Raw genomic sequence first — 21,472 nt, forward strand, 5'->3', positions numbered from 1 at the left:
GCGGTGCACGGGGGAGGAGGGGTGGATGCCTCGCGGCGCGGTCGGAGGGCGGAAACGCTGCGTAGGACGCGCGCCGAGGCGCGGGCGGCCCGCGAGCACCGCAGGGCTGCGAGGGGATGCCGAGGTGCCCCCGGGGCGCGGACTCGTCGTCATAGGCCGATGTCGGAGGCCCCTCCTAGACTCGACCCCATGCCGAACCCCTACGCCGACCTGCTCGCTGCGATCCCCGTCGAGCGTCGCGAGATCCCGGTGCTCGGGGGGACCACCGCCTACTGGGTGTACGGCGACGACGACAGTGAGACGACGATCGTCGCGGTGCACGGATTCCGCGGCGAGCACCATGGGCTCGACCCTGTCGTCGCACATCTCCGTGGCATCCGGGTCATCTCGCCCGATCTGCCGGGCTTCGGTGAGACTCCGCCCCTCACGGGTCGGGCGCACGACCTCGACACGTACGCCGAATGGCTGCGCTCCTTCGTGGAGGCGGTGAGCCCGGGTGCCGTCGTGCTCGGCCACTCGTTCGGATCGATCGTGTCGGCCGCGGCGGTGGCCGACGGGTTGTCCACCCCGAAGCTCATCCTGGTCAACCCCATCGGCGCGCCGGCTCTCGAGGGGCCGCGCGGCATCCTGACCCGACTCGCGGTGTTCTACTACCTGGCCGGGGCGAAGCTGCCGCGGCCGCTCGGCGACGCTCTGCTGCGGAACGCGCTCATCGTCCGCGTCATGAGCAATGCCATGGCCAAGACCCGCGACCCGGATCTGCGGCGGTTCGTTCACGAACAGCACGACGAGTATTTTTCCCGCTTCGCCGACCGCGACGTGCTGCACGAGGCGTTCGTGACGAGCGTGTCGCACGACGTGCGGGAGTTCGCGCCGCGCATCACGCAGCCGACGCTCCTCATCGCCGCCGAGAAAGACGACATCACCCCCATCGAGGCGGAGCGTCACCTGGCCACCCTGTTCGCCGACGCCGAACTGGTCGAGATCCCCGCGGTGGGGCATCTGATCCACTATGAGACGCCGGAGGCCGCGGCTTCCGCGATCCGGGGGTTCGTGGGTTGAGGTGGGACGCCCCCGAGTGCACGGAAGGTTCGGAAATCGCGCGGGACCCGGGCACACCGGCCGCGCTGACTCGGGCACGCTCGCTGTCGGTGCGCGCTGACGCAGATCCCCTTCGCGCGGCCGGGTCGGCGCCTCTCAGTCCGACGCTTCTTCGGCCGGCGCCCCCGCCTTGCGCTTCCGGTACGCGTTGACGTTCATGCGGTTGCCGCAGTTGCCGGCGTCGCAGTACCGCTTCGAGCCGTTCTTCGAGAAGTCGACGTAGACGCCGTGGCAGTCGTCGGCGTCGCAGACGCGCACCCGCGCGTACTCGTCGGCGCGGATGACGTCGACGAACGCCAGCGCGGACTCCACCAGGATGCGTGTCGCCAGTGGATCAGCGGGATCGCTCGCGTGGATGTGCCAGTCGAGACCGTCGTGGCGCACGAGCTGCGGAAGCGCTCGCCCGTCGGCGAGCATGGCGTTGACCAGCGGCACGGCTCCGTCGCGATCGGCGCTCCACAGCTCCAGCAGACGGGGGCGGATGCCGCGTACGGCGGCGAGCTCGCGCGCGTCGCGGGTGCGCGAGCCGGTGTAGCCGTGCCGGTCGGTGAACGCCTCGAGATCGGCGACCTCGGCCAGCGTGTCGACCCCGCTCACGTCGGTCTGCGGCAGCGTGTTCACCAATTCGACGGCGGCGCGCAGCACCAGTTCGGTGTCACGAATGAAGACCATGTTGACTCCTGACAGGTGGGGGCCGTACTGTCACGAGTGTAAACGCTCTTCACTCCTGACAGCAGGCTTCGCATGACCACGTCGTCCCTCACCCTCCCTCACGCCACCCGCCACGGATCCGGAGCCGTCACCGGACTGCTCATCGCCGTCTCCTCGGCGCTGGCGTTCTCGTCCAGCGGGCCGTTCGTCAAGCCGCTGCTCGACGGCGGCTGGTCGCTCGGCACCGTCCTGCTCGTGCGCATGGGCGTCGCCGCTCTGCTGCTCTCGCCCGCGCTGGTCCTGGCCATCCGCCGGCAGCCGGGATTCCTGCGCCGCCACGGCCTGCTGATCCTCGCGTTCGGACTGACCGCCGTGGCCGGATGCCAGCTGTTCTACTTCGCGGCCATGCAGCGGATGCCGGTGGCCGTGGCCCTGCTGATCCAGAACATCGCGCCGGTGCTGCTCGTGCTCGCCGTGTGGGTGCGCACGCGTCGCGCCCCCTCGAAAGCCGTGCTGATCGGCTCGGTCGTGGCGATGGCGGGGCTGGTGCTCGTCGTCGACATCAGCGGTGCACGCTTCGACCTACTGGGCACCGTCTTCGCCCTCTGCGCCGCGGTGTGCGCGGCCGCCTACTTCGTCATCGCCGGACGCGCCGGCGACGACCTTCCGCCGCTCGCCCTCGCCGCCGGTGGCCTGCTCACCGGAACGCTGGTCATGGCGCTGCTGGTGGGCAGCGGCATCCTGCCCTTCGCCGCCCCCTCGATCACGGTGTCGCTTGCGGGGTTCGAGGTTCCCGGCATCCTGCCCCTGCTGTGGGTGGGCGCGGTGGCGACCACCCTCGGCTACGCGCTCGGGGTGATCGCCGTTCCGCTCATCGGCTCGCGTCTGGCGTCGTTCGTGGGGCTCAGCGAGGTGCTCTTCGCCCTGGGCTTCGCCTGGCTGCTGCTCGGGGAAGCTCCCGCGCCGATCCAGTTCGTGGGCGGGGCGTTGGTCCTCGTCGGAGTCGTGCTGGTGAAGATGGATGCCGCGAGCCCGGCGGAGCAGAAGACCGAGACCTCGAGTATCGCGGTGGTGCCGGCTCCGTAGCGCGGGAGAGGGCTGCGGGGCCCGGTCCCTTCGACAGGCTCAGGGACCTCGGTGCGGGCTCGGGGAGCTCAGGGCAGGCTCAGGGACCTCGGTGCGGGCTCGGGGAGCTCAGGGCAGGCTCAGGGAACTCGGTGCGGGCTCGGGGAGCTCAGGGCAGGACCAGGGACCTCGGCGCGGGCTCGAGGCCGCGGTGCGCCCCGGGGTCGGGGTACGGTCCCCGAGGCCCCGGAGCGGGTGCGGGCACGACGGGTACGGGCACGACGGGTGCTCGCTAGACGTCGTCGCGGGCGAGCGCCATCAACGGACCGACGCGGTAGCCGATCACCTCGCCCATCACCAGCGACGTCTCGGTGCGTTCGACGCCCTCGATCGCCAGGATCCGCGCGTCGGTGTCGAACAGGTGCTGCGTGTCGCGACAGGCGACACGCACGAGCAGGTCGACCTGACCGCTCAGGCCGTGCGCCTGCAGCACCTCGGGCACCTTCGCGAGGTGTTCGCGGATCGTCGGCAGCTCGGCCTGGCGCACCGTCACCTGCAGAAACGCCTCGATGGGGAACCCGAGCGCCTCGGCCGACAACGTGCGCTCGAACGACAGGAAGACGCCGCCGCGCTCGAGGCGGCTCATGCGCGCCTGGACGGTGTTGCGCGAGAGTCCGAGCTTCTCGGCGAGCGCGACGACGGTGGCGCGCGGATCAGCGGACAGGGCGCGGAGGAGGTCGAGGTCGACCGCGTCGAGCTTGCTCATGCTGCGAAACATTAGCAGTGTCGAGGCCGAGCGCAATGGGCACTGTGCTCAATATGACGACGAGGTCTTGAGCGGGCTGCATTCCGCGCGTACCGTCGCGCTCGTCGGCACCGCTGCCGGCACCCGGACCGCCGCGGCTCTCACGAGGAGCCCCGGTCGCACCTGGAGGGAACACGATGACGTACACCCAGACCACGCCGGATCACGGAGCCGCCGACCGCGGAGACCCCGAGCACGCCAGCGACGTGGACGACGTCGCGCGCGTTCTCGAGCCCGACGGCACGCGCGTTGCCGACGCCGCGCTCGACCCCTGGATCGCCGACCTCTCCCCGCACGAGCTGCGCGCCCTCCACCGCGACATGGTCCTCACCCGCCGCCTGGATGCCGAGGGCGTCGCCCTGCAGCGCCAGGGTCAGCTCGCGCTCTGGGCGCCGTGCCGCGGTCAGGAGGCCACGCAGGTCGGGACGGCCCACGCGCTCGCCCCCGGCGACTTCGTCTTCCCCAGCTACCGCGAGCACGGTGTCCTTCTCGGTCGCGGGGCGCAGCCCGCCGACTACGTGCTCGCCTGGCGCGGCGAGGAGCACTCGGCCTACGACCACACGACCATCAACGCCGCGCCACCCCAGATCATCATCGGAGCCCAATCTCTGCACGCGACCGGTTGGGCGATGGGCGCGCAGCGCGACGGGTCGACCGATGTCGCCGTCGCGTACTTCGGAGACGGCGCCACCAGCCAGGGTGACGTGAACGAGGCGATGGTGTTCGCGTCGTCCTTCGGCGCCCCCGTCGTGTTCGTGTGCACCAACAACCAGTGGGCGATCTCGGAGCCCGTCACCGTGCAGTCGACCTTCCCCCTCGCGGGTCGGGCGCCGGGTTTCGGCATCCCGAGCATGCGCGTCGACGGCAACGACGCCCTCGCGTGCGTCGCCGCGATGCGCTGGGCGCTCGACCGCGCCCGGCGCGGTGAGGGACCCTCGTTCATCGAGGCGGTGACCTACCGCATGGGTCCGCACACCACCAGTGACGACCCCACCCGCTACCGCGACGCCGACGAGGTCGAGGCGTGGACGCGCCGCGACCCCATCGCACGGCTCGAGGCGTACCTGCGCGCCGAGGGCGTGCTCGACGACGGCGGTCTCGACGAGGTCGCCCGGGCCGCCGACGCTCTCGCCATCGAGGTGCGCGCGGCCTGCATCGGCGCCACCACACGTGCGCCGGAGACCCTGTTCGACCACGTCTACGCGGAGCCGCACGGCCCGCTGGAGAGGCAGAAGGCGGAGTACGCCGCCTACCTCGCCGGATTCGATCAGGAGGACGCGCGATGACCTCTCTGACTCTGGGCGGAGCGATCGGCGCCGGGCTCGCCCGGGCGATGCAGGACGACGATCGCGTGCTGCTGATGGGCGAGGACATCGGCAAGCTCGGCGGCGTCTTCCGCGTCACCGACGGTCTGCAGCGGCGCTTCGGTGCCGAGCGCGTCATCGACACCCCCCTCGCCGAAGCGGGCATCGTCGGCACGGCCGTGGGACTCGCGCTCCGCGGCTACCGGCCCGTCGTCGAGATCCAGTTCGACGGCTTCGTCTACCCCGCGTTCGACCAGATCGTGTGCCAGGTGGCGAAGCTGCACTACCGCAGCAGCGGTCGCATCCGGATGCCGCTCGTCATCCGCATTCCGTGGGCGGGAGGCGTCGGTGCCGCCGAGCACCACTCCGAGTCGCCCGAGGCGTACTTCGTGCACACAGCCGGTTTGCGGGTCGTCGCGGCCAGCAATCCGCAGGACGCCTACGTGATGCTGCGGCAGGCCGTGGCATCCGACGATCCGGTCATCTTCTTCGAGCCGAAGCGGCTCTACCACTCGAAGGCGGAGGTCGATGTGGACATCGACCTCGCCGATGCTCCGCCGATGCACCTCGCGCGCGTCGCCCGCGAGGGCACCGACGCGACGATCGTCACCTACGGCGCCCAGGTGCGGACGGCCCTGGATGCCGCGCTCGCCGCGGAAGACGAGGGTCTCTCGCTCGAAGTCATCGACCTGCGATCGCTCTCGCCCCTCGACATGAACACCGTCGCGGCGTCCGTCCGCAAGACCGGACGGGTCGTCGTCACCCACGAAGCCGCTCGCGAAGCGGGCCTGGGGGCGGAGCTGGTCGCGAGCATCACCGAGCAGTGCTTCGAGTACCTGGAGGCGCCGCCGGCCCGGGTGACCGGGCACGACATCCCCTATCCGCCGTCGAAGCTCGAGAAACACCACGTGCCGGATCTGGATCGGATCCTGCACGCGGTGGACCGGGTGCTCGAGCGGGGCACCGCGGCACCGGCTGCCGCGACGATCGAGGGAGGCGTCCGATGATCGCCGAGTTCCTGCTCCCTGACCTCGGCGAGGGGCTACCCGAGGCCGAGATCGTGCACTGGCTCGTATCGGAGGGCGACGAGGTCACCCTCAACCAGACCATCGCCGAGGTCGAGACGGCGAAGGCGATCGTCGAGATCCCCTCGCCCTACGCCGGCACCGTGCAGGGACTGCACGCGGCGGCCGGTGACGTCGTCGCGGTCGGCTCACCCCTGGTGTCGTTCGCGGTGGAGGGGGCGGATGCCGACAGCCCGGTGCCCGCCTCTCACCTCGATGCGGCGCAGCTCGGCGCCGCCGCCGCACAGGGACGCGCGGTCGAAGCCGTCTTCGAGGAGCCGGGGGACACCGCCGCCGACGGCATCGCCACCCGCGCGACGCCGAACCTCGTCGGGTACGGGGCGGCGCCCTCGTCGGGAAACCGCCCGCGCCGGCGCGCGCGCGGCTCGGCGACCCCGACCATCGACAGCGACCACGCGGTGCGCGAGGCGGCTCCCCACGACGTGCTGCGGACCGGCCCGATCGACCTCCCGCTGGAGCGTCCGCGCTCCACGCCGCCGGTGCGCAAGTACGCGAAGGATCACGGCATCGACCTCGTGCTCGTCGCCGCGGCTCACCCGGGTGAGGCGGTGACGCGCGCGCACGTGGAGGAGTACGCGGAGCGCGGGCCTGCGGCACCTGTCCCCGTGACGACGATGCCGTCGCCCGACGAGCTCCTCGCGAACGAACCCGTGTCGACGGTCCCCCCGGCCGAACACCGCGTCACCCGCACGCCCATCCGCGGCGTGCGCAAGCACACGGCGGCCGCGATGGTGCGCAGCGCCTTCACCGCGCCGCACGCGACGACGTTCCTCACGCTCGACGTGACCGCGACGACCGAGCTGCTGGCATCCCTGAAGCACGATCGGGCCCTCGACGGGCACCGCATCGGTGTGCTGGCGATCGTCGCGAAGGCGGTGTGCCTCGCCCTCGGTCGCACGCCCGCGTTGAACGCCCGCTGGGACGAGGCCGCCGGCGAGATCGTCGAGCACCACTACGTGACCTTGGGCATCGCCGCCGCGACCGACCGCGGTCTCGTCGTGCCCCTTATCCCGGATGCCGACCGACTCCCGCTCGTCGAGCTCGCCGACGCGATCGCCGAGCTCGCCGCCACCGCCCGCGCCGGCCGCACCCCACCCGCCGCGATGACCGGAGGAACGTTCTCGATCACCAACGTCGGGGTCTTCGGAGTGGATGCCGGAACCCCCATCCTGAACCCGGGCGAGGCGGGGATCCTCGCCGTCGGCGCGGTACGCCGCACGCCGTGGGAGCACCACGGCGAGATCGCCCTCCGCGACGTCGTCACTCTCAGCCTCTCGTTCGACCACCGGTTGGTCGACGGGGCGGAGGCGGCGCGCTTCCTCACCGACGTGGCCGGGGTGCTGCGCGAACCCGGGAGGGCCATGCTGCTGCGCTGACCGACCTCGCGCCGCGCGCGAGAGCGACCGGGTGCCGGGGGAGTCGTCGCCCGGGCGCCCCGAATACCGCGAAATGCCGGATGCTCCGGGAGCCCGGACGCACGTGGGGGTGCGCCCGGGTTCTCGGGCGGGCGTGTGGGTGCGCTCGCCGAACCCGGGCGGACGCCGGGGTGGAGCCGGGCTCCCGGCGTTCCGATGCACGCGGGGTGGGCCCGTGTGGCGGATAGGGCCGGACCGGTTCGCGGATCGGGACTCCGGACGCACGCGGGGTGATTTCGCGCGGCGCGTAGGGCCGGGCCGGCCCGCGGGTCGGGGATCCGGACGCACTCGGGGTGATCCCGTGTGGCGCGTAGGGCTGGGCCGGCGCGGGGGTCAGGCCGTCAACGCAGCGAGGGCCATGCGCGTCAGCGTGGGGCGCACGCGGGCGGCGGGGACACCGCGGACGCTGTGAGGTGTGGAGTTGATGAGCCCGAAGCACGCGAGCGCCCGCACCCGTCGCTCGGCCGGGGTCTCGGCATCCGGGAACTCCCGCGCGAGCGCCTCGGTCCACACCTCGACGTAGGCGTTCTGCAGGTCGCGCACGGTGCGGCGGTCGTCGGGGGAGAGGCGGTCGAGGTCGCGGTCCTGAACCCGGATGACGGAGGCTTCGGCGAGCGCGAAAGCGACGTGGAACTCGACGAGGGCGCGGAGGGGAGCGGCTGCGGGGTGTGCAGGACGGCGGGGGGACTCGTCGACACGCCGGTCGGCGGGTTGCCGGGACGGCGTGTCGGCGCCGGCATCCGCGGTTGTGCTCGCGTCGGGGGTGGAGGGGTCGGCATCCGCTGTTGTTCCGGCGCCCCGGGCGACGTCGGTGGCCGCGCGGCCGCCGGCGAGCAGGCGCTCGCTGACGTCGACGAGGATCGCGCCGAGCAGGGCCTGCTTTCCGGCGACGTGCCGGTAGACCGCGGGGCCACTCACCCCGACGGCGGCACCGATGTCTTCGAGGGTGACTCCGTCGAAGCCGCGCTCGGCGAACAGGCGTGCGGCGGCCGCGAGAAGGGCGGTGCGACGCTCGGCCTTCGCACGATCGCGAGAGGTGCCGGTCGCCGCCGCCGGAGCGGATGGCGCGGCATGCGTCGCGGCCGCACGTGACTCCTCGGTGCCCGCGCCGGTGCGTCGGATGGTCGCGGCCGGGGGCTCGTCGCGCGCTCTTGTCATCGGCATCCTGTCGAGTTAGCCTGGGTTCTCAGTTAGTCTACATTAACTGAACCTTGCGGGCTCGTCGACGATGCGGGCCCGAGACGGAGCCGCCATGAGCACAGCACCGGTCATCGGAACACCCCCGGCCACCGACCAGCGAGGACCCGCCGCGACCCAGCGGAACCTCGCGGAGGATCTGCGCGACCTCCTCGCCCGCACCGCCCGCGGCGGCTCGGACGCTGCCCGTGAACGCCACGCGGCCCGCGGAAAGCTCCTCGCGCGCGAACGCATCGACCGGCTCCTCGACGAGGGGAGCCCCTTCCTCGAGGTCGCTCCGCTCGCCGCCCACGGCCTGTACGACGGCGGAGCCCCCGCCGCGGGCGTCGTCGCCGGGATCGGGCTCGTGCACGGGCGACACGTCATGGCCGTCGCCAACGACGCCACCGTGAAGGGCGGCGCGTACTTCCCCCTCACGGTCAAGAAGCACCTGCGTGCGCAGGAGATCGCGCTGGAGAACCGCCTGCCGTGCGTGTACCTCGTCGACTCGGGCGGGGCGTTCCTGCCGCTGCAGGACGAGGTCTTCCCCGACCGCGACCACTTCGGCCGCATCTTCCGCAACCAGGCGCAGCTCTCGGCCGCCGGCGTTGCGCAGATCGCCGCCGTGATGGGGTCGTGCACCGCCGGCGGCGCCTACGTTCCGGCCATGAGCGACGAGAGCGTGATCGTTCGGAACCAGGGCACGGTGTTCCTGGGCGGGCCACCCCTGGTGAAGGCCGCGATCGGCGAAGACGTCACCGCCGAACAACTCGGCGGGGGAGACCTGCACGCCCGCCGCTCGGGCGTGGTCGACCACCTCGCCGACGACGACGAGCACGCCCTCGAGATCGTGCGAGACATCGTCGCCACCCTTCCGCCGACGCCCGCGCCGGTGTGGGACGTGGTCGAGGAGACGCCTCCGGTCCGCGCGCCCGAGGATCTCTACGACATCGTCCCCACCGACGTCTCGCAGCCCGTCGACATGCGCGCGATCATCGACACCCTCGTCGACGCGGGGTCGCTGCATGAATTCAAGGCCCTCTACGGCGAGACCGTCATCACGACCTTCGCGCGCCTGCACGGCCACCCCGTCGCCGTCATCGCCAACGAAGGCGTGCTCTTCAGCGAGTCCGCCCTGAAGGCCGCGCACTTCATCGAGCTGGCCGACCAGCGCGGCATCCCCCTGCTGTTCCTGCAGAACATCACCGGCTTCATGGTGGGTCGGGATGCCGAGGCCGGCGGCATCGCCAAGGACGGCGCCAAGATGGTCACCGCCGTCGCCACCACCCGCGTCCCCAAGCTCACCGTCCTCGTCGGCGGCTCCTACGGTGCGGGCAACTACGCCATGTGCGGGCGCGCCTACGACCCGCGGTTCCTGTGGACCTGGCCCGCGAGTCGCATCTCGGTCATGGGCGGCGCCCAGGCGGCATCCGTGCTCTCCACCGTCACGCGCGATCAGCGCGCCGCGAGAGGGCAGGAATGGACGGATGCCGACGACCGGGCGTTCCAGAAGCCCATCCGCGAGCGGTACGAGGAGCAGGGCAGTCCGTACTACGCCACCGCCCGACTCTGGGACGACGGCGTGATCGACCCCGCCGACACCCGGACGATGCTCGGGCTCGCCCTCGACGTCGTGAGCCGTGTGCCGCTCGCCGACCGGGGCTTCGGCCTCTTCCGGATGTGATCGGCGTGAACGCGATGTCCGGTGCTCCCGCCCCCGCGGCAGTACCTGTGCCCGTGCCCGCGGCGGTGCTCAAGCCCGCCTCGGCGCCTCGTCGCGGCCGGCGCCCTTTCGACGCCGTGCTCGTGGCCAACCGCGGCGAGATCGCGCGCCGGGTGTTCCGCACGCTCCGGCGGCTCGGCATCCGCTCGGTCGCCGTGTACACCGATGCCGACGCCGGAGCGGTCCACGCCCGCGAGGCCGACCGTGCCGTGCGGGTGCCCTCGTACCTCGACGTCGACGCCGTGGTCGCTGCGGCGGTGTCCTCGGGAGCGGATGCCGTGCACCCGGGCTACGGGTTCCTCAGCGAGAACGCCGGGTTCGCCCGCGCGTGCGCCGCCGCCGGGATCGTCTTCGTCGGCCCGGGGGTCGAGGCGCTCGAGGTGATGGGCGACAAGATCCGTGCGAAGCAGCACGTCGCCGCCCACGGGGTGCCGACGGTGCCGGGGTTCTCGGCCGTCGGGCTGTCCGACGCCGAGATCGCCGCGCGGGCGGGGCAGACCGGATACCCGCTGCTGGTGAAGCCGTCCGCGGGAGGCGGAGGCAAGGGGATGACGATCGCCACCGGCCCCGACGACCTCGTCGATGCGCTCGCGACCGCCCGCCGCGTGGCCGTCGCTGCGTTCGGTGACGACACCCTGCTGCTGGAACGCCTGCTCGAGCGGCCCCGGCACATCGAGGTGCAGGTGCTCGCCGACGCACACGGCACGACCCTGTCTCTCGGGGAGCGCGAGTGCACCCTGCAACGGCGGCACCAGAAGGTGATCGAGGAGGCCCCCTCGTCGGTGGTGGAAGCCGAAACCCGCGCACGCCTCGGTGCGGCCGCCGTCGCCGCCGCCCGCAGCGTCGGCTACCTCGGAGCCGGGACCGTGGAGTTCCTCGTCGCCGGAGACCGCCTCGACGAGCCCTTCTTCATCGAGATGAACACGCGCCTGCAGGTCGAGCACCCGGTGACCGAGCTCGTCACGGGCGTCGACCTCGTCGAGCAGCAACTGCGCACAGCCGCCGGACTCGCGCTCGACCTGCCCGAGATCCACCTCGACGGACACGCGATCGAGGCGCGGGTGTACGCCGAGACCCCCTCGCGCGGATACCTGCCCGCGATCGGGACGGTGACCCACTGGCATCCGGGAGCCGCCCGCGTCGACAGTGCGGTCGAAACCGGCGGCGTGATCACCGCGCACTACGACCCCCTGATCGCGAAGGTCATCGCGCACGGGCCCGATCGGGAGACGGCACTGGCCCGGCTCGACGCCGCCCTCGCCGACACCGTCGTGCTCGGCGTCGACACGAACATCGCCGACCTGCGCGCCCTGCTCGCCGACCCCGCCGTGCGCGCGGGCGACCTCGACACGGGGCTGCTCGACCGGCGCGGCACGCCCGAGGTGCCGGAGCCGAGCGCAACGGCGCTCGCGGCGGTCGCAGCGCGTGCGGGGAGGATCGCGGATGCCGAAACCCCGACCGGCGGCTCGGTCTGGGGCCGGGTGGGCGCGTGGCGTGCCGGGGGAGCGGTACCCGCGCGCACCGTGCACCTCGAGGATGACGCGGGCCGCGGGCACACGGTGCCGCTGCCCGAGGGCGATGAGCCGCCGCGCGTCGTCGTCGCGGACGGCGAGCCCGGTGAGTACTGGGTGCACGCCGATGGGCTGGCGCACCGCCTGCGTCTGCTGTCGCGGCGGGAGGCCGCAGCTCGCCGTCGCGCGAGCGCCGGACGCGTTCCGGGAGCCGTCGACCCCGACCTGGTCGCGCCGCTCCCCGGCACCGTCGTCGCCGTGCACGCGGTCGAGGGCGAGGTGGTCGAGGCGGGAGCCCGGCTCGTCACGATCGAGGCCATGAAGATGGAGCACACCGTGATCGCTCCCCACGCGGGGACGGTGCGGCTACGGGTCGCCGCGGGCGCCCAGGTCGCGCGCGATGCGGTGGTCGCGACGGTGACTCCCCGGCCCGCCGACCGACAGGCCGGAATCCCGGAGCGAGACGCCCAGCTGCCTGAGCCGGAGTCCGATGGCTCTGAACCGGAGTCCGAGGTCTCTCAGCCGGAGTCCGACGTCCGTGAGCCGGAGTCCGAGGTCCCTGTGCCGGAGTCCGAGGTCCCTGTGCCGGAGTCCGAGGTCCCTGTGCCGGAGTCCGAGGTCCCTGAGCGTGTCGAAGGGACCGGAACCCCCACCCTCGCCGAGCCGGGCGATCCCGCCGGTGTCCCGGCATCCATCCCATCCCACAAGGAGACACTCCCGTGAGCATCGACAGCCAGCAGTCCTTCACCGATGACGAGCGCGAGCTCGGCGCGATGGTGCGCGAGTTCGCCGACGAGGTGATCGCGCCCCGCTCCTACGAGGCCGACCGCGCGCACGAGCTGCCGCTGGACATCGTCGCGCAGATGGGCGAGCTGGGGCTGTTCGGCCTGCCCTTCCCGGAGGAGGTCGGCGGGCAGGGCGGCGACTACGCCAGCCTCTGCGTCGCGATCGAGGGCATCGCCCGCGTCGACCAGTCGCTCGCCATCACCCTCGAGGCCGGTGTGGGCCTCGGCGCCATGCCCGTCTACCGCTACGGCACCGAGGCGCAGAAGGCCGAATACCTCCCCGATCTCGTCGCCGGTCGCGCGCTCGCCGGGTTCGGCTTGACCGAAGCCGAGGCGGGCAGTGACGCCGGCGCCACCCGCACGACCGCGCGGCTCGAGGGCGAGGAATGGGTGATCGACGGGTCGAAGCAGTTCATCACCAACTCGGGCACCGACATCACCCGTTTCGTCACGGTCACGGCCGTCACCGGTCGTACCGGCGACCGCCCCGAGATCTCGACGATCATCGTGCCGAACGGCACCCCGGGCTTCACCGTGGGACCCGCCTACGACAAGGTCGGCTGGAACGCCTCCGACACCCACCCGCTCACCTTCGACGGCGTGCGGGTGCCCGCGGCGAACCTGCTCGGCGAACGCGGTCGTGGCTTCCAGAACTTCCTGCGCACCCTCGACGAGGGGCGCGTCGCGATCGCGGCCCTCGCGACGGGAGCCGCGGAGGGATGCCTCGAGGCGGCCGTCGAATACGCACGCAGCCGCACGGTCTTCGGCGAGCGCCTGTCGACGCGGCAGAGCATGCAGTTCCTGCTCGCGCGCATGCACGCCCGCGTCCACACCGCCCGCCTCGCGTGGGTGCACGCCGCGCGCCTGTGCGACGCGGGGAAGCCGTTCACGGTGGATGCCGCCGTCGCCAAGATGACGGCGAGCGACGCCGCAATGGCCAACGCACGCGACGCGACACAGGTGTTCGGGGGCAACGGCTTTATCAACGAATACCCCGTCGCCCGGCACTACCGCGACTCGAAGATCCTCGAGATCGGCGAGGGCACGACCGAGGTGCAGCTCATGGTGATCTCGCGCGCGCTCGGGCTCACCGGTACCGTTGCCGCATGATCGAGCAGCGGGGCCTGTATCTGGAGGAGTTCGTCGTCGGAGAGAGGTACGCGCACCGGCCAGGTCGCACCGTCACCGACGCCGACAACGTGCTGTTCACCACCCTCACGATGAACACCCAGGCACTCCACCTGGATGCCGCCTTCTCGGCGGGCCAGCCGTTCGGCCGACCGCTGGTGAACTCGATGTGGACGCTGTCGACGCTCATCGGGCTCTCGGTCACGCAGCTCACGCAGGGAACGCTCGTCGCGCAGCTCGGCTTGACCGATGTGAGTTTCCCCGCGCCGCTCTTCGTCGGCGACACCCTCACGGCCCAGACGGAGGTGATCTCGGTGCGGCCGTCGGCATCCCGTCCGGGGCAGGGGGTCGTCGTGCTCGCGCACACGGGCTGCTCGCAGAACGACGAGATGGTCGTCACCGCCACCCGCACGGTGCTGGTGTGGGCGACGGACGGTTCGCGGTGACCTTCACGCTCGGCCCCGCCCTGTTGTTCGTCCCCGGTGACCGGCCGGAGCGGCTGTCGAAGGCTCTCGAGCGGGCGGACGCCGCGATCCTCGATCTCGAGGATGCCGTCTCTCCGGATGCCAAATCGGCCGCGCGGGACGCCCTGGTCGCCGCCGATCCCGACCCGGCCCGCGTCATCGTCCGCGTGAACGCTCCCACCACGCCCGACTTCGCGCGGGACCTCGCCGCCCTGGCGCAGACCCGCGTACGCACGGTGATGGTCGCCAAGGCGGAGGATCCGGCATCCCTCGCCGACCTGTCGGAGTACGCGGTGATCGCCCTGTGCGAGACCGCGCGGGGAGTGCTCTTCGCGAAAGTCCTCGCCGAGCTGCCGCAGGTGGAGGCGCTGATGTGGGGCGCGGAAGACCTGGTCGCCAGCCTCGGCGGCACGTCGAGCCGCTTCCCCGACGGCGGATACCGGGACGTCGCCCGGCTGGCTCGCGCCCGCGTGCTGCTGGCCGCGGGTGCGTTCGGAAAGCGGGCGATCGACGCCGTGCACGTCGACATCGCCGACCTCGACGGGCTCGCGGCGGAGGCACGGGATGCCGCGGCTTCCGGCTTCGCCGCCACCGCGTGCATCCACCCGGGGCAGGTGGAGACGATCCGTGCGGCGTACGCACCGGTGCCCGCCGATGTCGCGTGGGCACGGGGCGTGCTCGCGGCCGCGGAGGGCGAGCGCGGGGTGTTCCGTTACGAGGGACGCATGATCGACGAGCCGATCCTCCGTCACGCGCGGTCGGTGGTGGCGCGGGCGGGGGAGTAGCGTCGCGGGGCGGTGCGGGTCCGGGGAGGGAGCGTCGCGAGGGCGGTGCCGGCCGGGGACAAAGCGTCGTGAGGGCTGAGTCCGCCCGGGGCGGGGGTGTAGCTGTCGGGCTTAGCTCGCGACGCCCGGGGCGGGGGTGTAGCCCTCGGGCCTAGCTCGCGACGCCCGCGTACGCGAGCATCTCCCACGCGTCGCCGTCGAGACGGAACGTGGTCGCCGAGCAGTTCGGCAGACGCTCGCCCTCGCGGGGGAACGCCCCGTCGGTGGCGTACATGATGACTTCGCGGATCAGGGCACCGTGCGCGACCGCGATCACGTCGACGCCCTCGGGGGCGGATGCCACGGCCTCGGCGAGCGCGGCGAGCGCCCGCTCGCGCACCCTCGGCCACGACTCGGCGTTCGGGACCTCGGCGACGTGCCAGGGTCCGTAGGCCTCGGCGAAAGTCAGGACGTCCATGCCTTCGGCGTCGCCATACGACCGCTCCTGCAGTCCCGGCATCCGGTGGCTGACCGTCGTTCCCAGAGCCGCGGCGATCAGGTCGGCGGTCTCGGCCGCGCGCGACAGATCGCTCGAGACGATGACGACCTCGCGGCCCGCGTACTCGCTTGCGAGGCGATCGGCCACCTCGCGCGCCTGGCCGCGGCCGGTGTCGTTGAGGGGGATGTCCGTCGAGCCCTGGATGCGGCCCCCGGAGTTCCAGTCGGTCTCACCGTGTCGTACAAGGGTCAGGATCGTCACCGTCCGAGCCTAACCGAGCGCGGCATTCGTCGGTCCGGCCCCGCGGCTGGCCTCCCTCGCGGGTTCGCACCGGTGGTGCGGAGCGGAGGAGATGCAGCGAGGGGAGGATGCCGGGAAGGGTTGTGGTCCTCCGCTCACCCCACGTCCTCCGCTCGTCACGCTCCACGGCGCTGCGCGCTGCGCGCCGCGCTCTCCGCGCCTCGCGCCGCGCGTCCCCGCGTACGGCACGCTCGGTCGTCCGTCGAGAACTCTCAGAGAAGCCCGGGCAGCCGGTCCGCGAGGGCCCGCAGCGCATCGGTCGTCCCGCCATCGATCTTGACGGCCGCACGCTGGTCGGCGCGGGTTTCGCCGCGGTTGATGATGACGACGGGCAGGCGCTTGCGCCGCGCCCGCTCGACGAGCCGAATGCCGGAGTTGACCACCAGCGACGAGCCGGCGATCACGAGCGCCTCACTCGTATGGACGAGCTGCTCGGCCTCGCGGAATTTCTCGACCGGGATGTACTCGCCGAAGAACACCACGTCGGGTTTGAGCGTGCCGCCGCACACGGAGCACACGGGCACGACGAAACCGTCGGCCGAGGCGGGGGTGACGTCTCCGTCGGGACCGAGCTCGACGCTCTCGGGGAGCGAGATCCACGGGTTGTCGGCCTCGACGCGCTCGGCCAGGTCACGGCGGTCGAACACCTGGCCGCAGTGCAGGCAGCCGACGCGGCGCATCGTGCCGTGCAGCTCGACGACGCGTCCGCTGCCGGCGCGCACGTGCAGACCGTCGACGTTCTGCGTGACGACGCCGTTCGCGACACCCGCGGCCTCGAGATCGGCCAGGGCCCGATGCCCGCCGTTCGGCTCGGCGGCGGCGAACACCTTCCAGCCCAGGTGGCTGCCCACCCAGTATCTGCGCCGCGCATCGGCGCTGGCGAGGAACTGCTGCGCCGTCATGGGCGTCCGCGTCGGCGCGCCCTTGCCGCGATAGTCGGGGATCCCCGAGTCGGTCGACACGCCCGCACCGGTCAGCACCGCGATCCGGCGGCCGGAGAGCACCTCGACAGCCCGATCGATGGATGCCGAGAACCCGGCATCCTTCGTCGTGTCGGTCATGCACACCTCCGTCTCGACGAGTCTACGGCGGGCCGCCGACGCCGGCTCGCGCGGCAGTCCCCGCAGGGCCTCGTACCCGGCGGCGCTCGCCCGGCTGGCACCATGGGACGATGCCCGTCATCCCGCTCGACTCCGCCGACGACCCGCGCCTCTCCGATTACCGCGACCTGACCGACGTGTCGCTGCGCCGGGTGTCGGAGCCCGCGGGCGGCCTCTACATCGCGGAGTCCTCGAAGGTGCTCGACCGGGCGCTGCGCGCGGGCCACCGCCCGCGATCGGTGCTCGTGCAGGAGAAGTTCCTCGCCGACGCGCTGTCCCTGGTGGGCGAGGATGCCGAGGTCTACGTCGTCCCCGCCGAGATTGCCGAGCAGGTCACGGGGTACACCGTGCACCGGGGGCTGTTGGCATCCATGCATCGCCCCGCCCTGGCATCGGTCGCCGAGGTCGTCGCCGGAGCGCGACTGGTCGTGGTGCTCGAAGACATCGTCGACCACACCAACATCGGTGCCGCGTTCCGGTCGGCGGCCGCCCTCGGAGCGGATGCCGTGCTCGTCACGCCCCGCTGCGCCGACCCGCTGTACCGACGCAGCGTCCGAGTGAGCATGGGCACGGTGTTCCAGGTGCCGTGGACGCGACTCCCCGAATGGTCGGACGCGAAGCCCCAACTGGTCGACGCGGGCCTCCACCTCGCCGCTCTCGCCCTCTCCGACGACGCGGTCAGCCTCGATGCCTTCTCGGCCGCCGGGCACGAGCGCGTGGCGCTGCTGCTCGGAGCGGAGGGCGACGGCCTCAGCCGCGGTGCGCTCGCCGCGGCCGACACGGTCGTGACGATCCCGATGGCCGGGGACGTGGACTCGCTCAACGTCGCCGCGGCGAGCGCCGTCGCGCTGTGGGAGCTGAGGCGCGGGCGACGCTGACCCTCGGACGGCGCTGACCATCCGTCGCGCGGCGACCGGACGCTCGCCCCATCGAGCGGGGCGACGACGGGGGAGGGGAGTTCTGCGGCTACACCTGCGTCTCGCGTGAGCCTGCGGCATCCGGACCCGGGGCCAGGTTCGTCACGGGCAACGGCTCGGGGCGTTTCGCCCGCACGTGGTCGCCCGACGACTGGTGACGCAGGCGACGCAGCACCCAGGGCACGAGGTACGACCGCGCCCACACCAGGTCCTTCTCGCGCGCGGCTCGCCAGGTGGTCGCCGTGAGCGCTTCGGGCTGCCGCGGTTGCAGGTCGTTCGGGACGTTCAGGGCGCGAAGGACCATGCGCGCCACCTCGTGGTGCCCGAGGGCGTTGTAGTGGAGGCGGTCATCGTCGAAGAAGCGCATGTCCTGCACCTCCTTCAGGCCCCACTGGTCGGCGACGATGCAGTCACGGGCATCGGCGATCGCGCGGACGTTCTCGTTGTAGATCGCCACCTTGCCCCGGATGCCACGGAACACGGGCGTGAACTCGGTGTCGATGGCCGTGAACACGACGACGGTGGCGTCGTCGCGTCGGAGTCTCACGACGGCGTCCTCGAACTGCCGCGCGACGGCGTCGGGGTCGCTCCCCGGTCGGATGACGTCGTTGCCCCCGGCCGAGAACGTGATGAGGTCGGGCTTGAGCGCGAGCGCGGGCTCGATCTGATCGGCCACGATCTGCGCGATGAGTTTGCCGCGCACGGCGAGATTGGCGTAGGCGAAATCGTCGACTTGCGCCGCGAGCACTTCGGCCACTCGATCGGCCCACCCGCGATGCCCGTCGTCCGGCAGGGGGTCGCCAATCCCCTCGGTGAACGAGTCGCCCAGGGCGACCCAGCGGCGCCAGGGGTGCGGGCCGGGATTGTCGGGCGAGGACGAGGTGCGGGACGAGTGCGGATCGAGTGTCATCGAAACCTCCGCCTCCAGGCTAACCCCGGCCTCGGACAACGCCCGAGCGACCCGTTCCCGGGCCAACGCCCACCGGCGATAAACACGATCCATCCGCATAAACACTCCCTCGCCGTGTTTCTGCGCACGAACCGCGTTTATCGCCGATGGGAGCGGGGAACCTCCACAGGGCGACGCCGCGCGGTGTGAGAACCGCCTATCGTGGATGTTCGCGCTCGCGTGGGAAGGAGGTTCGATGCTGGAAGCAGAAGCCCGCACCCCGAATCTCCCGAACACCGAGAGCTCCGCCCCCGCGGAGAGGCCGCGCATCGCAAGCCCCGGCCCGGTCGCGAGCCCCGACCCCACCGCCGGCCCGGTCGCGAGTCCCGCCCGCATCGCCAGTCCTGGCCCCGTCGCGAGCCCCGGCCCGGTCGCGAGCCCCGACCCCACCGCCGGCCCGGTCGCGAGCCCCGGCCCGGTCGTACAACCCGGCCCCACCCCCGCCGACCCCCGCCGCGGCGACGCACCCTCCGCCCCGATCGCTCCGGCCTCCACCCCCGGCGGCTCCGAGCCGGCCGATGCACCCTCCGCCCCCGCGGCATCCGCCCCCCTCGACCCGTCCCACGCCGCCGCCCCCGTCGCCGACCACCGCGTCCCGGGGGAGGACCCCGTTCCCGCCGACGCCGTCGAGCCCCACTTCGGTTCGTTCGCCGCCGAGCACCTCTCCCCGTCCTTCCCGCAGCGCGCACCGTGGGGAACCGCGCAACGCCTGCGCGCCTGGCAGGCCGAGGCCCTCGATCTCTACTTCGGTCTCGACGGTCCCGATGGCGAGGGCAAGGGCCCCCGTGACTTCCTCGCCGCCGCCACCCCCGGGGCCGGAAAGACCACGTTCGCCCTCCGCCTGGCATCCGAACTCGTGCGCCGGAACGTCGTCGACCGCATCGTCGTCGTCGCCCCCACCGAGCACCTCAAGACCCAGTGGGCCGAGGCGGCCGCGCGCGTCGGCATCCGCCTGGACCCGGCTTTCTCCAACCGCCACTACGCCCCGGCGCGGCATTACCGCGGCGTGGTCGTCACCTACGCCCAGGTCGCGGTCAAGGCCGAGGTGCACCAACGCCTGACGATGGATGCCAGAACCCTGGTCATCCTCGACGAGGTGCACCACGGCGGCGACGCCCTCAGCTGGGGCGACGCCCTGCGCGAGGCCTACAACCGCGCCGCCCGCCGCCTTCTGCTGTCGGGGACGCCGTTCCGCAGCGACACCGCGCCCATCCCGTTCGTGGAGTACCACCCGAACGCCAAGGGCATCCGCCTCTCGCGCACCGACTACGCCTACGGCTACCGCCGGGCCCTCGACGACGGCGTGGTGCGCCCGGTGTTCTTCCTCGTCTACGCCGGGCAGATGCGCTGGCGCACCAAGGCCGGCGAAGAGATGGAGGCCCAGCTCGGCCAGGACAACACGAAAGACATCACGTCCCAGGCGTGGCGCACCGCGCTCGACCCGAACGGCGACTGGATCCCCGCCGTCCTTCGCTCCGCCGATCGACGCCTCACCGAGGTGCGCGAGACGGTCCCGGATGCCGGCGGGCTCGTCATCGCGACCGATCAGACCGCCGCGCGCGCCTACGCCGCCATCCTCGAGGACATCAGCGGCGAGGAGGTGACGATCGTCCTCTCCGACGAGGCCGAGGCCTCGGGGCGCATCGAGACGTTCGCAAAGTCCACCACCCGGTGGATGGTGGCCGTCCGCATGGTGTCGGAGGGCGTCGACGTGCCGCGCCTCGCCGTCGGCGTGTATGCGACCAGTGCCTCGACGCCCCTCTTCTTCGCGCAGGCCATCGGACGTTTCGTGCGCGCCCGCCGCCGTGGAGAGACGGCGAGCGTGTTCCTGCCGAACGTTCCGCAGTTACTCGCCCTGGCCGGTGAGATGGAGGCGCAGCGCGACCACGCCCTCGACCGCGACAGCGACGCGGAAGACCAGTGGAACGCCGAAGAAGACATGATGGATGCCGCCGAGCGCGAGGACAAGGCATCCGACGCGCTCGAGCAGGAGTTCGAGTACCAGGCGCTCGGCTCCCTCGCCCACTTCGACCGGGTGCTGTTCGACGGGCAGGAATTCGGGCAGCTCGCGGTACCCGGAACCATCGAGGAGGAGGAGTTCCTCGGCATCCCGGGCCTCCTCGAACCCGATCAGGTGCACGAGGTGCTCATGTCGCGTGCGACCCGGCAATCGCGTCATCGCTCCACACGCGAAGCGACCGAGAAGGAGAGCGGCGTCGAGCCGGCCCGGGTCGACGAAGGCGGCCTCCCCGCCCCGCTGCACCGCACCCTCAAGGAGCAGCGGCAGCTCCTCAACACCATGGTCGGCCTCTACGCACGCCAGAGCGGCGAGGCGCACGGTCTCGTGCACGCCGAGCTGCGGCGCATCTGCGGCGGTCCCGCCGTCTCGCACGCCACGGTCGCGCAGCTGCAAGCGCGCATCGACGTGCTGCGCCGCCGCGTGCACTCCTGAGGCGCCGCGCCAGTCCGTGGCGCCGCCCCGAGCGCAGGCGTCGCACCGCGCCGAGATGCCACGCCGCGCAGGTGCGGCATCCCCTCGCATCCACCCCCTCGCACGCGGGTGCCGCGCCGCGCCGCGGTGCCGCGCCGCGCAGGTGCGGCATCCCCTCGCATCCACCCCCTCGCACCCACGCGCCGCCGTCGTCTCGCGATCCCGAAATGCTGGCATCCACCCCGCGGCATCCGCGTCTTCCCGGGCTTCGGAAGCCCGAAATGCTGTCAGTATCGACC

At 72.3% G+C, this 21,472-nt stretch carries 18 protein-coding genes; 12 read left to right on the forward strand and 6 right to left on the reverse strand.

Annotation, left to right across the window (positions count from 1 at the left end):
- Positions 1 to 189 precede the first annotated feature (189 nt).
- On the forward strand, positions 190 to 1,062 hold the full coding sequence (locus tag MT347_RS06225; RefSeq protein WP_243499204.1) for an alpha/beta fold hydrolase: 873 nt from the start codon (positions 190 to 192) through the stop codon (positions 1,060 to 1,062).
- 135 nt (positions 1,063 to 1,197) lie between these two features.
- Here MT347_RS06225 and MT347_RS06230 read toward each other — a convergent pair whose 3' ends face one another.
- Positions 1,198 to 1,773, reverse strand: a complete 576-nt coding sequence (locus MT347_RS06230) for a CGNR zinc finger domain-containing protein (RefSeq protein WP_243499206.1) — start codon at positions 1,771 to 1,773, stop codon at positions 1,198 to 1,200.
- Positions 1,774 to 1,845: 72 nt separating this feature from the next.
- Here MT347_RS06230 and MT347_RS06235 point away from each other — a divergent pair, with 72 nt between their 5' ends.
- Positions 1,846 to 2,838: a DMT family transporter gene (locus MT347_RS06235; RefSeq protein WP_243499208.1), complete on the forward strand. Its 993-nt coding sequence runs from the start codon at positions 1,846 to 1,848 to the stop codon at positions 2,836 to 2,838.
- A 271-nt stretch (positions 2,839 to 3,109) separates the two neighbouring features.
- Here the strand turns inward: MT347_RS06235 and MT347_RS06240 are convergent, their stop codons facing one another.
- Complete coding sequence (locus MT347_RS06240) at positions 3,110 to 3,583, reverse strand: Lrp/AsnC family transcriptional regulator (protein WP_243499210.1); 474 nt, start codon at positions 3,581 to 3,583, stop codon at positions 3,110 to 3,112.
- A 176-nt stretch (positions 3,584 to 3,759) separates the two neighbouring features.
- Between MT347_RS06240 and pdhA the strand changes: the two genes are divergently transcribed.
- Genes pdhA through MT347_RS06255 form a run of 3 tightly spaced genes read left to right on the forward strand, consistent with a single transcriptional unit; the run spans position 3,760 to position 7,387 of the window.
- Entirely contained in the window at positions 3,760 to 4,908 is a 1,149-nt protein-coding gene (gene pdhA / locus MT347_RS06245; protein WP_243499212.1) for a pyruvate dehydrogenase (acetyl-transferring) E1 component subunit alpha, read from the forward strand.
- Complete coding sequence (locus MT347_RS06250; RefSeq protein WP_243499214.1) at positions 4,905 to 5,933, forward strand: alpha-ketoacid dehydrogenase subunit beta; 1,029 nt, start codon at positions 4,905 to 4,907, stop codon at positions 5,931 to 5,933. The genes pdhA and MT347_RS06250 overlap by 4 nt, the downstream gene beginning before the upstream one ends.
- Positions 5,930 to 7,387 (forward strand): dihydrolipoamide acetyltransferase family protein, encoded by a 1,458-nt coding sequence (locus tag MT347_RS06255; protein ID WP_243499216.1) that lies wholly within the window; start codon positions 5,930 to 5,932, stop codon positions 7,385 to 7,387. The genes MT347_RS06250 and MT347_RS06255 overlap by 4 nt, the downstream gene beginning before the upstream one ends.
- Before the next feature lie 372 nt (positions 7,388 to 7,759).
- Here the strand turns inward: MT347_RS06255 and MT347_RS06260 are convergent, their stop codons facing one another.
- Complete coding sequence (locus MT347_RS06260; protein WP_243499218.1) at positions 7,760 to 8,584, reverse strand: TetR/AcrR family transcriptional regulator; 825 nt, start codon at positions 8,582 to 8,584, stop codon at positions 7,760 to 7,762.
- Between the two features lie 94 nt (positions 8,585 to 8,678).
- On the opposite strand from MT347_RS06260, the gene MT347_RS06265 reads away from it, so the two are divergent.
- From MT347_RS06265 to MT347_RS06285, 5 genes are read left to right on the forward strand one after another with little or no spacing between them, the layout of a single operon-like run.
- Positions 8,679 to 10,286, forward strand: coding sequence for a carboxyl transferase domain-containing protein (locus MT347_RS06265; RefSeq protein WP_243499220.1), 1,608 nt, complete (start codon positions 8,679 to 8,681; stop codon positions 10,284 to 10,286).
- A 14-nt stretch (positions 10,287 to 10,300) separates the two neighbouring features.
- Complete coding sequence (locus MT347_RS06270; protein WP_243499222.1) at positions 10,301 to 12,559, forward strand: biotin carboxylase N-terminal domain-containing protein; 2,259 nt, start codon at positions 10,301 to 10,303, stop codon at positions 12,557 to 12,559.
- Complete coding sequence (locus MT347_RS06275; protein ID WP_308194213.1) at positions 12,556 to 13,731, forward strand: acyl-CoA dehydrogenase family protein; 1,176 nt, start codon at positions 12,556 to 12,558, stop codon at positions 13,729 to 13,731. The genes MT347_RS06270 and MT347_RS06275 overlap by 4 nt, the downstream gene beginning before the upstream one ends.
- Positions 13,728 to 14,195, forward strand: coding sequence for a MaoC family dehydratase (locus tag MT347_RS06280; RefSeq protein WP_243499224.1), 468 nt, complete (start codon positions 13,728 to 13,730; stop codon positions 14,193 to 14,195). Before MT347_RS06275 ends, MT347_RS06280 begins: the two co-directional genes overlap by 4 nt.
- A complete protein-coding gene (locus MT347_RS06285; RefSeq protein ID WP_243499767.1) occupies positions 14,192 to 14,998 on the forward strand; it encodes a CoA ester lyase in 807 nt (268 codons plus the stop codon). Before MT347_RS06280 ends, MT347_RS06285 begins: the two co-directional genes overlap by 4 nt.
- Positions 14,999 to 15,149: 151 nt before the next feature.
- On the opposite strand, the gene MT347_RS06290 is transcribed toward MT347_RS06285, so the two are convergent.
- A complete protein-coding gene (locus MT347_RS06290) occupies positions 15,150 to 15,737 on the reverse strand; it encodes a histidine phosphatase family protein (protein WP_243499226.1) in 588 nt (195 codons plus the stop codon).
- A gap of 251 nt (positions 15,738 to 15,988) precedes the next feature.
- The gene (locus tag MT347_RS06295) at positions 15,989 to 16,837 is read right to left on the reverse strand and encodes a Sir2 family NAD-dependent protein deacetylase (protein ID WP_243499228.1); all 849 of its coding nucleotides are present in this window, start codon (positions 16,835 to 16,837) and stop codon (positions 15,989 to 15,991) included.
- Positions 16,838 to 16,947: 110 nt separating this feature from the next.
- On the opposite strand from MT347_RS06295, the gene MT347_RS06300 reads away from it, so the two are divergent.
- Positions 16,948 to 17,754, forward strand: a complete 807-nt coding sequence (locus tag MT347_RS06300; RefSeq protein ID WP_243499230.1) for an RNA methyltransferase — start codon at positions 16,948 to 16,950, stop codon at positions 17,752 to 17,754.
- 88 nt (positions 17,755 to 17,842) lie between these two features.
- Here MT347_RS06300 and MT347_RS06305 read toward each other — a convergent pair whose 3' ends face one another.
- Complete coding sequence (locus MT347_RS06305; protein ID WP_243499232.1) at positions 17,843 to 18,703, reverse strand: SGNH/GDSL hydrolase family protein; 861 nt, start codon at positions 18,701 to 18,703, stop codon at positions 17,843 to 17,845.
- 748 nt (positions 18,704 to 19,451) lie between these two features.
- On the opposite strand from MT347_RS06305, the gene MT347_RS06310 reads away from it, so the two are divergent.
- Complete coding sequence (locus tag MT347_RS06310; protein ID WP_243499769.1) at positions 19,452 to 21,194, forward strand: DEAD/DEAH box helicase; 1,743 nt, start codon at positions 19,452 to 19,454, stop codon at positions 21,192 to 21,194.
- The last annotated feature ends 278 nt before the right edge of the window (positions 21,195 to 21,472 follow it).

Source organism: Microbacterium sp. VKM Ac-2923, assembly GCF_022815605.1.
In the GTDB taxonomy this organism is placed as follows: domain Bacteria; phylum Actinomycetota; class Actinomycetes; order Actinomycetales; family Microbacteriaceae; genus Microbacterium.